The organism is Paramesorhizobium leguminum (genome assembly GCF_003217235.1).
Classification (GTDB): domain Bacteria; phylum Pseudomonadota; class Alphaproteobacteria; order Rhizobiales; family Rhizobiaceae; genus Paramesorhizobium; species Paramesorhizobium leguminum.
Window position 1 is genome coordinate 65,064 of the sequence record NZ_QJTF01000002.1, and the last position, 11,483, is coordinate 76,546.

Sequence of the window (11,483 nt, forward strand, 5' to 3'; positions counted from 1 at the left end):
AGGTAGCAAGTCAAGCACCCCGGCTATCGGCCCTCGTGCTGCGGCAGATCATCATCGATGCTGTAATAATCACCCTTATCGGCGGTGAAGATATGCCTTTCGCCGTGGAGCCCGCTCGGCTGGTCAAACGCGCCCGCCATGACTGAAATAGCATCACGCTTGTCGCGCTTCCAGAATAGCACCGAACCGCAAATCCGGCAGAAGCCGCGGCGCGCCTTCTCACTCGATTGATACCAGGTGATATTCTCCGCCCCATCGATGTGGATGGCATCGTCGCCGACATTGGTGGCGGCAAAATAGTGCCCCGACTGTTTGCGGCATTGCGTGCAGTGGCAATAAAGGATGCCGCGAAGCGGGCCGTCGGTTTCAAAACGCACAGCCCCGCAAAGGCATGATCCCGTGCGACGGTCCTGATGATCGTTTTCAGACAATTCTTCCCTCCCCAAAAAAACAACAGGGCGGGAGTGTATCCTCCCGCCCTGTTTCGGCAATCGAGAAAATCTGAATGCAGGCTTCAGCCGTTTGCAACCTTCTTCTGCGGCTGCGCGTCGCGCTCTTTCTTCAAGAGTTCCGCGACGAGGAACGCCAGTTCCAGCGCCTGATCCGCATTGAGACGGGGGTCGCAATGGGTATGGTAACGGTCGGAAAGATCCTCCGCCGAGATGGCGCGCGCGCCGCCGGTGCATTCGGTGACGTTCTTGCCCGTCATCTCAATATGGATGCCGCCGGGATAGCTGCCCTCGCTGCGATGGACGGCGAAGAAAGTCTCCACCTCTTTCAAGATGCGGTCGAAAGGCCGCGTCTTGTAGCCATTGGCGGTGATCGTGTTGCCATGCATCGGATCGCACGACCACACCACCTTGCGCCCTTCCCGCTGAATAGCGCGGATGAGCTTCGGCAAATGGTCGGAAACCTTGTCATAGCCGAAGCGCGCAATCAGCGTCAGCCGGCCCGCCTCGTTCTCCGGATTGAGGGTGTCGATCAGCTTCAAGAGACCGTCCGGATCGAGCGAAGGACCGCATTTGAGGCCGAGCGGGTTCTTGATGCCACGGCAATATTCCACATGCGCATGATCAGGCTGGCGTGTGCGGTCGCCGATCCAGATCATGTGACCGGACGTGCCGTACCAGTCGCCGGAGGTGGAATCGACGCGCGTCAGCGCCTCCTCGTAGCCCAGAAGCAGCGCTTCATGGCTGGTGTAGAAATCCGTCTCGCGTAAGGACGCATTGCTCTCCGCCGTAATACCGATGGAACGCATGAAGCCTATCGTCTCGGAAATGCGCTGGGCCAAAGCCTCGTAGCGCTCGCCCTGCGGGCTGTTGCCGACGAAGCCCAGCATCCATTGATGCACGTTTTCGAGATTTGCATAACCGCCCTGCGCGAAGGCGCGCAAAAGGTTCAGCGTCGCCGCCGACTGGCGGTAGGCCATGTCCTGGCGGTTCGGGTCGGGAATGCGCGACGCCGGGTCGAAATCGATGCCGTTGATGATGTCACCGCGATAGGCCGGCAGCTCGACGCCGTCCTTCGTCTCGGTGTCGGACGAACGCGGCTTGGCGAACTGCCCGGCGATGCGCCCGACCTTCACCACCGGCTGCGCCGCGCCGAAGGTCAGCACCACCGCCATCTGCAGGAACACGCGGAAGAAATCGCGGATATTGTCCGCGCCATGCTCGGCGAAGCTTTCGGCGCAATCCCCGCCCTGAAGCAGAAATGCGCGGCCTTCGGCGACTTCACCCAGCTGACGGGTGAGCTTGCGCGCCTCGCCTGCAAAAACCAGCGGCGGATAAGAACGAAGACGGGACTCGACATCGGCCAGCACCTGTGCGTCCGGATAGGACGGCACCTGCTTGATCGGCTTGCCTCTCCAGGATTGCGGTGTCCAGTTCTTCGTCATTACAGCACCCGTTTACGGAATAATCTAACACCTCCGTACCATCAGGTACGGAGGCTGCGTTCCTATAAAGGAAAATTAACATATATACTAGGCGAAAACCCGCCGGATTGCTCCAGCTTTTTCCCGTGGCGGGACATCCTTACCCAGGCAACATCTCCAGCACGACCATACCGAACACGCTTCGCCCGCTGTGTTTCGATTCCGGCGGCTTGGGAGTTAGGGTTCCGTCAGCGTTGATCTCATAAATATAAATGATGCCAACGCCTTCTCCGGCAAGAGCATAAAGATATTGTCCGCCCGGCTCGGTAACGAGCATGGTGGTTACCGGACCACAGGGTTTTTGATCCAATGGCGTCAACGAGCCATCCGGTCCGATCTTGAATGAAAATACTGCATCGGTTCCCCCTCCATCGACGGGGCTCGCCGCGACAGAAATAAACAGATATTTGCCATCCCTGCTGGTGATAGCCGCAGTTCCAAAACTCGGCAATTGGGTGACGGACCCCAACGGATTGAAATTGCCCGCCTGCATTTTGTACCCCAGAACGGAACCATCAAAAAATGGGACGTAGGCAAAATCACCATTGGGGGGTGCAGCTATCTGCGAGGCACTATCGTAACCACCTGCTGAGAAGCCGGCATATTTGAGACGGCCATCGACACGGGTCGTATAAGAAACGAGCTCCGCTGGATAAAGCGCATAAATATATGGCAAAGGCGCTCCATCCGGCGATACAATTTCCAAATAGCTAAGCATCTGCTCCTGGAAGCCGGGAGGAAGGGAGATCGCCGGCTCGCCCCGAGGGCCAAGCGCCGTTATGGAATTAGGCGCAATAAATTGATAACCACTTATTCTGGACTTAGCACTCCTGCTGTCGATATAAATAAAATACGCATTCGGACCACTCAAATACATGGCAGTGATAAAGAATGCGTCCTCTGACACAGTGTCGGATTGAGAATGGTCAATCCTCATAGTCAGTGAGCCATCACTTTCGACGTGATAAATACTTATTCCGCTTCCGCTTTCGCCATCGATGCCGTTACTGACAACGAAAATATAATCGCCTCCTTCCTGAAATCTCGACGCATTCGAACAAGCAATCCCAATCGCGTTCTCGCAGCTGACAGGTGGATCTAAAGGGGATAACGAGCCGTCCGGCTGCACAGAATAGCGATAGATAATACTTGGCTCTACGACATAAGCAAATTTCGGCATAATTTAGCTCCTATTAATATGAGAAATATTTTAAATACTTGCGCATTCTATAAAATTATGATGCTACTGTCGAGGGAATTTTCAAATAAAAAAACTTTAAGTTGCAGCAATCTCAAGTCCGCTGCTTGGCGATAAGCTCATGGTCCGGCTTCGTCGGATTGTTCTTGAACACGGTTTCAAGGAAACACATCGCCTCGTGGATCGCCACCGGGGTAAAGCTGCACCCGATTGGCCAACTGATCATTACAGACTATATGTCCAATATCATCATGCTATCCGCCCCCGTTGCGGTGCCGGTCGCCGGCAGCCTCGGGTTTAAAGTGCCGTCGTCATTGAGTTCATAGAGATAAATATTACCATTAAGAGACGGAGCATAAAGATATTTGCCCCCGGGCTCGAAAAGCAATGGATGAGATTATCTCCACCCGTTAGTCTCCCCCTAAACCCGCTCGCCATTCACAATTCGATAGCTCGGCTGGTACATCGTCACAAACTCTTCCGCCGCCGTCGGATGCACCGCCATCGTCCGGTCAAAATCATCCTTCGTCGCCCCTGCTTTCAGCGCTATGGCGATAAGTTGCGCCATCTCGCCTGCGTCGGGTCCAAGGATATGCGCCCCCAGCACCTTACGGCTCTTCCCGTCCACCACCAGCTTCGTCAGCATTTTTTCATTCCGGCCCGAAAGCGTGTTCTTCATCGGCCGGAAATGCGCGCGATAAATCTCAACTTCCGCATATTTCTTGGCCGCCTCTTCCTCCGAAAGGCCAATCGTGCCGATCTCCGGTTGCGAGAAAACGGCGGTGGCGATGAGTTCATGGTCCGGCTTCGTCGGATTGTTCTTGAACGCGGTTTCAAGGAAGCACATCGCCTCGTGGATCGCCACGGGGGTAAGCTGCACCCGGTTGGTCACGTCGCCCACTGCCCATATGTTCGGGACGTTGGTGCGTGAATAATCGTCGACGCGAATGGCGCCGACCACATCGGTTTCCACCCCAGCCTTTTCCAGGCCGAGATTTTCGGTGTTTGGAGTGCGTCCAAGCGCCAGCATCGCCTGATCTACGACCAGGGTTTCACCGCCCAAGAGCTTAACATCGAGCCGCCCGTCATCGCGCCGCGATACACGCTCGAATACCGTGCTGCAGAGGATGCGGATACCCTTGGCCTCCATCGCCTCGTGCAGGAGATGGCGCAGATCGCCATCGAAGCGCTGCAGCAATTCGAGGCCGCGATAGACAAGCGTGGTCTCCACGCCGAGCCCGTGGAAGATGTTGGCGAACTCCACCGCGATATAGCCGCCGCCGGCAATCACGATCGACTTCGGCAGTTCGGCAAGATGGAAGGCCTCGTTGGAATTAATGCAGAGCTCGTGTCCCGGCAGCGCCGCATGTGGATTGGGTCGCGCGCCGGTCGCAATCAGGATTTGCTCGGCGGTCACTCTTTTGCGCGACGAGACGATCTCGACCGTATGCTCATCCACCAGCACCGCCCGACTATCGAATATCTCTACCTTCGAATTCTCGAGCCCCTTGCGGTAAAGCCCCTCCAGCCGCGCGATCTCCCGGTCCTTGTTGGCGATCAGCGTCGACCAGTCGAACGATGCTTCACCGACGCTCCAGCCATAACCGGCCGCATCCTCGAAACTTTCGCTGAACTGCGAGGCATAGACGAACAGTTTCTTCGGAACGCACCCACGGATGACGCACGTGCCCCCCATGCGGTATTCCTCGGCAAGTCCCACACGTTTTCCCATCGCTCCCGCCAGACGCCCGGCACGCACGCCGCCGGAACCGCCGCCGATGACAAAGAGATCGTAATCGTAGGATGCCATGAAAAACCTCGGGAATCTGAACTGAAAGAGAACCCACACATATAGCCTGCGACGGGAATAAAAAAGCCCGGCTTGAAAAGCCGGGCTCTCAATGTAGGGCGTGAAGATGGGGTTACGGCTTAGGCTGCTCGGCTGGCGCCGGCTGAGCGGCGCCTTCCTGCTTGCTCATGGCCTCGCCGACCGACTGGGCAAGATCGCGCGCGATGCCGTTCTGCCAGATATTGGCGGACCGGAGCACTTCGCGCGTGACAATCGGCCCCTCGGAGATCAGCTTCTTCCCCGCAGCCGATTCATAGAATGCCGCAATCGCCTTGAGATCAGTCTCGGAGAAGGATTTGGCATAAGCGCGCGCGGCTTCCGTTTCCAAATCCGCCCGGCGCGCGGCAAGAGCCAGCGCCTTCTCATCGACGGTCTTGGTAATCGCCGCTTCAAGATTTGGATCCTTCTGGATCAACTCGGCTTTCAGCGCCTGCGCGGCGCGCGGCAGGATGGCATCGAACTGCTCCGTCGCATGGATAGCGGCAATCGCCTGGCGTGCGGCGGCCAGATGCGATTCCGAGATTTCCTGCGCCTGGGCCGCATTGAGGCCCGCAATTATCGCAAGCACCGCCAGCGGCGTAATCAGGCGGCGAAAACCAGTTGCCTGGGTCATATGGTCATTACTCCGTGTCTCTCTAAGCATGATCCCGAAAAGTCTATAACTTTTCGGACAAGATCATGCGGCTCAAACTAAACTAAGCATGATCCCGAAAAATTGCAGACTTTTCGGAGAAGATCATGCGGCTTGAACTAAGCTACTGTCAGTGTCCGGATGCCGTCCACGCCGGCGATAATCGCAGCGCTCGCCAGCCCCAGAAAAAGTCCATGCTCCACCACGCCTGGAATGGCATACAAAGCACATGATAAGGTCTTCGGATCGGGAATGCTCCCAAAAGACGCATCCAGGATATAGTGGCCACCATCGGTAATGAAGGGTTCACCTTCCTTTAACCGCAACGCAATCGGTCCGGCAAGACCAAGATCGGCGGACGCCTTTATAATGGCGATTTTCGTCGCCTCAAGTCCAAAGCGGTTGACCTCGATGGGCAAAGGAAACCGCCCGAGCGTTTCGACGACTTTCGTCTCATCGGCGATGACGATCATCTTGTTCGACGCTGCGGCGACAATCTTCTCGCGCAACAGCGCCCCGCCCCCGCCCTTGATAAGCGACAGCGTGCCGTCCAGCTCGTCCGCGCCATCAATGGTGAGATCAAGTTCCGGCGTCTCGTCGAGGGTTGTCAGCGAAACGCCGAGTTCGCGGCACAATTGCGCGGTGCGTTCAGACGTTGGGACGCCAATGATGGTGAGCCCTCCGGCTACCTTCGCGGCCAGAAGCCGCACGAACTCTTCCGCCGTCGAGCCGGTGCCGATACCGAGCCGCATTCCGTCGTCCACATATGTGAGCGCAACGGCTGCCGCCTCGATTTTCAGCTTGCGCGCATCCATGACGCCCCCACCTTTTTTACCCTGCTGATTTGCAGTTGCATCTATCATGCCGGGGCGATTGCACAAAGCTTTGTTTTGCAGCTTTTTAACCTGCCTTTTCCCCAAACCTTGAGCAAACCGCAATGATCCGGTAGGTATCGCTGACCCAATCTGGATGTAACCTCCAATCTGGATATACAAAATGACGAAGCCCATTGTCGTGTTCGACCTCGACGGAACGCTGGTCGACACAGCGCCCGATCTTCTCGACAGCCTCAACCATTGCCTCGAACAATCAGGACTGGAAAGGGTCGATCCGGTGGCACTGCGCCGTTATGTTGGCCAAGGCGCTCGCGTGATGATCGAGCGCGCGTTCGAGGCGCAGCAAAAGCAACTTTCACCGGAGCAACTGGATTGGCTCGTCGGGCTGTTCCTGGAGCATTACAGCGCGCATATGCCTGGCCAATCGCAGTTTTTCGCCGGGGTAATCACGGCAATGGACCGGCTGGCTACAGCGGGCTTTATGCTTGCCGTCTGCACCAATAAGTTCGAAGCCCTCGCGGTGAAGCTTCTGGCCGAACTCGGCGAGGCGGATCGCTTTGCCACGATCTGCGGCGGCGATACTTTCACATTCCGCAAACCCGACCCTCGCCATCTCGTGGAAACCATCCTGCGCGCCGGCGGCGATCCGGCCCGCGCGGTGATGGTCGGCGATAGCCGGGCGGACATAGACGCTGCGAAGGCCGCCGGCATTCCTGTCATCGCGGTCGATTTCGGCTATACCGATCTGCCCGTCAACAATTTTGAGCCCAGCCGCATCATCTCGCATTACGATGAACTGACGCTCGACATGGCCAACGGCCTGATCATGGCAGCGGCGCTGTAGGAGACGAGCATGATGATATGCGCGAAATCTGTTCCGGCGCTTTTCCTGGGGCTGGCCGCGAGCGCGGTCAGCGCCGGCGTGTCATTTGCCGAGGAAAACAAGACTTTGCCGGGCGTCATCCCGCCAAAGCCGATCGTCACCGCGCCACCGCCTGAGCCCGACCGGATGACTGATCCATCAAGACCGAATACGGTCAGGATCGGCAATACCGATGTGACGATATCCGGCAGCATTACCGTGGATGTCGGGACGATGAAGTCGTCTCGCAAATAATCGTCTCCCATCCGACATTGACATGACCGCGCCCTGTTGTTAGGCTAAACAACATGGGGGCGAAGCTTATTGAGAGAACACATAGGAAGATCGATGATGCGACTTTTTACGAAGTTGTCATCTGGCGTTTACCTCGCCCCGTTCCCGGCTGCACGCATTATTACAAGTACAGACTCGCTCTCATTAGGGACGATAAGTGTATTCTGCGGTACGACAATGAGCGAGGGAAAGGGGATCACCGGCATGTTGGAAACCGGGAGGAAGCCTTCGAATTCACGTCGCTGGAAGCACTATCTGCCGCCTTTCGTGCGGATATTGAAAGGATGGTTAGATGAATACATTACTTGTGCGTATCGCCACGGATGATGAGATCTTTACCCGCATACTGGAGGCGGAACGGCGTGTACTCGCTGGCGACGAAACATTCAAAGCCACGCCGTCATACAATTTCCCTTCTTATGACGACATGTACCGCACCCTTTCACCCTCCCGCCTTGCTATCATTACAACGCTAGCGGGCCAGGGGGCACTGTCGATCCGAGAAGTGGCGAGACGCGTCGGTCGTGACGTGCAGGCCGTGCATCGGGATGTGACGATGCTTATCAAGATAGGCATGATCGATCGCACGGATAAGGGAGTCGAGTTTCCTTATACCCGCATTCATTTCGAATATGATGTCGAAGCGGCTGCCTGATTGGAAATAACGGACAAAAAGAAATCTCCGGCCTGTCCGAACTGGAAATAGAGAGCAACCATTTTGCTGCTCGCTATTTCACGGGTCGGCAGGCCGGAGAGATAAATAGCGCTCCCGGCAAGAAGCGCTCTATATGGATCAGCCGTTGACGGCGTCCTTCAGGCCCTTGCCGGCAGAGAACTTCGGCACGTTGCGGGCCGGAATGGCGACTTCCGCGCCCGTCGAGGGATTGCGGCCCGTAGAGGCGGCTCGGTGCGAAACGGAGAAAACGCCGAAGCCCGGGAGGCGGACGTCGCCGCCATCTTTCAGCGCGCCGGTAACGGATTCCAGGACGGCATCGACAGCCGAAGCGGCGTCGGTTTTCGTCAGGCCGGCCTTTTCCGCAACCGCGGCAACCAATTCGTTCTTGTTCATAGGGGCATTTCCTTTCTTTTATTTGCCGGGTCTTACGACTCGACCGGCATGGGCGGAGTTTATTCGAATCATCTCCCAAACCAAGCCGTTCAAATCGAAAAAGCCCGGAAAACCGGGGTTAAACACAGAAATGCCGGACGTTTTGCCCGGCATTTCCTTTATATTGCCGACGGAAGCAACCTTAATGCGCCACTGCAGCGGCGGCGTCTTCGTCTCCAGCCCCCGGCAAGGGCGTTGACGGCTCCGTCCATTCGATAGGCTCCGGCATCCGCACAAGAGCATGCTTCAGCACTTCACCCACCCGCGATACCGGAATGATCTCGAGATTGTTCTTAACATTGTCAGGAATTTCCGCCAAATCCTTGGCGTTCTCTTCCGGGATCAGAACCTTCTTGATACCGCCCTGCAAGGCCGCCAGAAGCTTTTCCTTCAGGCCGCCGATCGGCAGCACCCTGCCCCGCAGCGTGATCTCGCCGGTCATCGCCACGTCCTTGCGCACAGGGATTCCCGTGAGGATCGAAACGATGGCCGTCGCCATGGCCACGCCCGCCGACGGGCCGTCCTTCGGCGTGGCGCCTTCGGGAACATGGACGTGGATGTCGCGCTTGTCGAATACCGGTGGCTCGATGCCGAAATCAAGGGCTCGCGAGCGAACATAGGACGCCGCCGCAGAGATCGACTCCTTCATCACGTCACGCAGGTTTCCGGTCACCGTCATGCGGCCCTTGCCCGGCATCATCAGGCCTTCGATGGTCAGCAGCACACCGCCCACTTCCGTCCAGGCAAGGCCGGTGACGACGCCAAGCTGGTCCTCGCCTTCGATCTGCCCGTGGCGATATTTCTCTACGCCCAGATAGTCGGAGAGATTGGCCGGCGTAATTTCCACCGATTGCTTCTTTGTCCTCAAAATCTCGGTGACGACCTTGCGCGCCAGCTTCATCAGCTCGCGTTCAAGGCTGCGCACGCCCGCTTCCCGCGTATAATGCTGGATGACGCCGCGCAGCGCATCTTCGCTGACCGAGAATTCCTTCGGCTGCAGCGCATGGTCGCGGATTGCCTTCGGCAGCAGGTGCCGCTTGGCAATTTCAAGCTTTTCATCCTCGGTGTAACCGGCAATACGGATGATCTCCATGCGGTCCATCAAAGGCTCGGGGATATTCAGCGTATTGGCCGTCGTCACGAACATCACATTCGAGAGATCATATTCGACCTCGAGATAATGGTCCATGAACGTCGAGTTCTGCTCCGGATCAAGCACCTCCAGCAATGCGGATGACGGATCGCCGCGAAAATCCTGCCCCATCTTGTCGATCTCATCGAGAAGAAACAGCGGATTGGACTTCTTCGCCTTCTTCATCGACTGGATGACCTTGCCTGGCATCGAGCCGATATAGGTGCGGCGATGACCGCGAATTTCCGCCTCGTCGCGCACGCCGCCCAGCGACATGCGGATATATTCACGCCCCGTCGCCTTGGCGATCGAGCGGGCGAGCGAGGTCTTGCCGACGCCGGGAGGTCCGACGAGGCAAATGATCGGCCCCTTGATCTTGGCCGAACGAGATTGCACCGCGAGATATTCGACGATGCGCTCTTTGACCTTATCAAGGCCGAAATGCTCCTCGCCGAGCACTTCCTCGGCAAAATCCAGATCCTGCTTGACCTTGGACTTCCTGCCCCACGGAATGGACAGCAACCAATCGAGATAGTTGCGCACCACCGTGGCTTCCGCCGACATCGGGCTCATGCTGCGCAGCTTCTTCAGTTCGGCCTGCGCCTTTTCGCGCGCTTCCTTGGTGAGCTTCGTCTTGTTGATGCGCTCTTCCAGTTCGCTCGCTTCGTCGCGTCCGTCCTCGCCGTCGCCAAGCTCCTTCTGGATCGCCTTCATCTGCTCGTTCAGATAATATTCGCGCTGCGTCTTCTCCATCTGGCGCTTGACGCGGCTGCGGATGCGCTTTTCCACCTGCAGCACGGAGATTTCGGCTTCCATGAAGGAAAGCGCCTTCTCCAACCGTTCGCGCACGGAGAGAACAGACAGCATCTCCTGCTTTTCAGGAATTTTGATCGCCAGATGCGAGGCGACCGTATCCGCCAGCTTGGAATAATCGTCGATCTGGCTTGCGGCACCCACGACCTCTGGAGAGATCTTCTTGTTGAGCTTCACATAATTCTCGAAATCGGAAACCACCGAGCGGGCCAGCGCCTCGATCTCCACCATGTCCTCTTCCGGCTCGCCTAGCGAGGAGGCGTGGGCCTCATGGTAATCTTCGCGGTCCGTGAACTGCGTGACCTTTGCCCGCGCTATGCCCTCGACCAGCACCTTGACGGTGCCGTCGGGAAGCTTGAGGAGCTGCAATACATTGGCGACTGTGCCGATATCATAGATCGCATCGGCTGCCGGATCGTCATCGGCGGCATTCTTCTGCGTCGCAAGCAGGATCTGCTTGTCCACGCCCATGACTTCCTCGAGCGCACGGATCGATTTTTCCCGTCCCACGAAAAGCGGAACGATCATATGCGGGAAGACCACGATGTCGCGCAGCGGCAGAACGGCATAAAGCCCATCATTGCCACCCGCCAAAGCCTTCTTCTCAATACCCGTCATATCAAGTCCTTTCTCAGGCCGTTCGGCCGATTGCCGTGTTTGTGCTCCCGTGAACAGTCATTGGCAAGTCACAAACATGCATTAGAAACCCTAGTTGGAGACCCGAAGAATTCAATTCAAGTCACAATCTGGATTTAGTCCCGGATCACTTGCTTGGCACGCAAAAGCTTGATTGCATGCCATTCACGAAAAAGGGCCGCTATCCGCAG

At 57.0% G+C, this 11,483-nt stretch carries 13 protein-coding genes; 4 read left to right on the top strand and 9 right to left on the bottom strand.

All coding sequences use genetic code 11. The features are described from left to right. Nucleotides 1-23 precede the first annotated feature (23 nt). The 7 genes from C7477_RS01870 to rpiA all read right to left on the bottom strand — a co-directional run bounded on the left by C7477_RS01870 (nt 24) and on the right by rpiA (nt 6,426). Nucleotides 24-431, bottom strand: coding sequence for a GFA family protein (locus tag C7477_RS01870; protein ID WP_110748332.1), 408 nt, complete (start codon nt 429-431; stop codon nt 24-26). A gap of 83 nt (nt 432-514) precedes the next feature. Next, nucleotides 515-1,894, bottom strand: a complete 1,380-nt coding sequence (locus C7477_RS01875; RefSeq protein ID WP_110748335.1) for a class II 3-deoxy-7-phosphoheptulonate synthase — start codon at nt 1,892-1,894, stop codon at nt 515-517. A gap of 139 nt (nt 1,895-2,033) precedes the next feature. Further along, nucleotides 2,034-3,113 carry a lactonase family protein gene (locus C7477_RS18680; RefSeq protein WP_146226048.1) on the bottom strand — a complete coding sequence of 360 codons (1,080 nt, stop codon included), beginning with the start codon at nt 3,111-3,113 and terminating at the stop codon, nt 2,034-2,036. Between the two features lie 112 nt (nt 3,114-3,225). Further along, on the bottom strand, nt 3,226-3,357 hold the full coding sequence (locus C7477_RS19340; protein ID WP_281032501.1) for a hypothetical protein: 132 nt from the start codon (nt 3,355-3,357) through the stop codon (nt 3,226-3,228). A gap of 195 nt (nt 3,358-3,552) precedes the next feature. Beyond that, nucleotides 3,553-4,941: a glutathione-disulfide reductase gene (gor, locus tag C7477_RS01885; RefSeq protein ID WP_110748340.1), complete on the bottom strand. Its 1,389-nt coding sequence runs from the start codon at nt 4,939-4,941 to the stop codon at nt 3,553-3,555. A gap of 112 nt (nt 4,942-5,053) precedes the next feature. After that, entirely contained in the window at nt 5,054-5,593 is a 540-nt protein-coding gene (locus tag C7477_RS01890; protein WP_110748343.1) for a DUF2059 domain-containing protein, read from the bottom strand. A 137-nt stretch (nt 5,594-5,730) separates the two neighbouring features. Continuing rightward, entirely contained in the window at nt 5,731-6,426 is a 696-nt protein-coding gene (rpiA, locus tag C7477_RS01895) for a ribose-5-phosphate isomerase RpiA (protein WP_110748346.1), read from the bottom strand. Nucleotides 6,427-6,607: 181 nt separating this feature from the next. On the opposite strand from rpiA, the gene C7477_RS01900 reads away from it, so the two are divergent. From C7477_RS01900 to C7477_RS01915, 4 genes are read left to right on the top strand one after another with little or no spacing between them, the layout of a single operon-like run. Then, on the top strand, nt 6,608-7,291 hold the full coding sequence (locus C7477_RS01900; protein WP_110748349.1) for an HAD family hydrolase: 684 nt from the start codon (nt 6,608-6,610) through the stop codon (nt 7,289-7,291). Nucleotides 7,292-7,300: 9 nt separating this feature from the next. Next, nucleotides 7,301-7,564: a hypothetical protein gene (locus C7477_RS01905; protein WP_110748352.1), complete on the top strand. Its 264-nt coding sequence runs from the start codon at nt 7,301-7,303 to the stop codon at nt 7,562-7,564. A gap of 53 nt (nt 7,565-7,617) precedes the next feature. Continuing rightward, nucleotides 7,618-7,899, top strand: coding sequence for a toxin-antitoxin system TumE family protein (locus tag C7477_RS19115; RefSeq protein WP_110748355.1), 282 nt, complete (start codon nt 7,618-7,620; stop codon nt 7,897-7,899). Next, a complete protein-coding gene (locus C7477_RS01915; protein ID WP_110748357.1) occupies nt 7,896-8,258 on the top strand; it encodes an HVO_A0114 family putative DNA-binding protein in 363 nt (120 codons plus the stop codon). The genes C7477_RS19115 and C7477_RS01915 overlap by 4 nt, the downstream gene beginning before the upstream one ends. A gap of 138 nt (nt 8,259-8,396) precedes the next feature. Here C7477_RS01915 and hupB read toward each other — a convergent pair whose 3' ends face one another. Beyond that, the gene (gene hupB / locus C7477_RS01920; RefSeq protein WP_110748360.1) at nt 8,397-8,672 is read right to left on the bottom strand and encodes a DNA-binding protein HupB; all 276 of its coding nucleotides are present in this window, start codon (nt 8,670-8,672) and stop codon (nt 8,397-8,399) included. A gap of 181 nt (nt 8,673-8,853) precedes the next feature. Continuing rightward, nucleotides 8,854-11,274, bottom strand: a complete 2,421-nt coding sequence (gene lon / locus C7477_RS01925) for an endopeptidase La (RefSeq protein ID WP_110748364.1) — start codon at nt 11,272-11,274, stop codon at nt 8,854-8,856. Nucleotides 11,275-11,483 lie beyond the last annotated feature (209 nt).

Coding starts and splice junctions, on each gene's coding strand:
- C7477_RS01875 (WP_110748335.1), bottom strand. CDS start 1,894: ATGACGAAGAACTGGACACCGCAATCCTGGAGAGGCAAGCCGATCAAG.
- C7477_RS18680 (WP_146226048.1), bottom strand. CDS start 3,113: ATGCCGAAATTTGCTTATGTCGTAGAGCCAAGTATTATCTATCGCTAT.
- C7477_RS19340 (WP_281032501.1), bottom strand. CDS start 3,357: ATGATCAGTTGGCCAATCGGGTGCAGCTTTACCCCGGTGGCGATCCAC.
- gor (WP_110748340.1), bottom strand. CDS start 4,941: ATGGCATCCTACGATTACGATCTCTTTGTCATCGGCGGCGGTTCCGGC.
- C7477_RS01890 (WP_110748343.1), bottom strand. CDS start 5,593: ATGACCCAGGCAACTGGTTTTCGCCGCCTGATTACGCCGCTGGCGGTG.
- rpiA (WP_110748346.1), bottom strand. CDS start 6,426: ATGGATGCGCGCAAGCTGAAAATCGAGGCGGCAGCCGTTGCGCTCACA.
- C7477_RS01900 (WP_110748349.1), top strand. CDS start 6,608: ATGACGAAGCCCATTGTCGTGTTCGACCTCGACGGAACGCTGGTCGAC.
- C7477_RS01905 (WP_110748352.1), top strand. CDS start 7,301: ATGATGATATGCGCGAAATCTGTTCCGGCGCTTTTCCTGGGGCTGGCC.
- C7477_RS19115 (WP_110748355.1), top strand. CDS start 7,618: ATGGGGGCGAAGCTTATTGAGAGAACACATAGGAAGATCGATGATGCG.
- C7477_RS01915 (WP_110748357.1), top strand. CDS start 7,896: ATGAATACATTACTTGTGCGTATCGCCACGGATGATGAGATCTTTACC.
- hupB (WP_110748360.1), bottom strand. CDS start 8,672: ATGAACAAGAACGAATTGGTTGCCGCGGTTGCGGAAAAGGCCGGCCTG.
- lon (WP_110748364.1), bottom strand. CDS start 11,274: ATGACGGGTATTGAGAAGAAGGCTTTGGCGGGTGGCAATGATGGGCTT.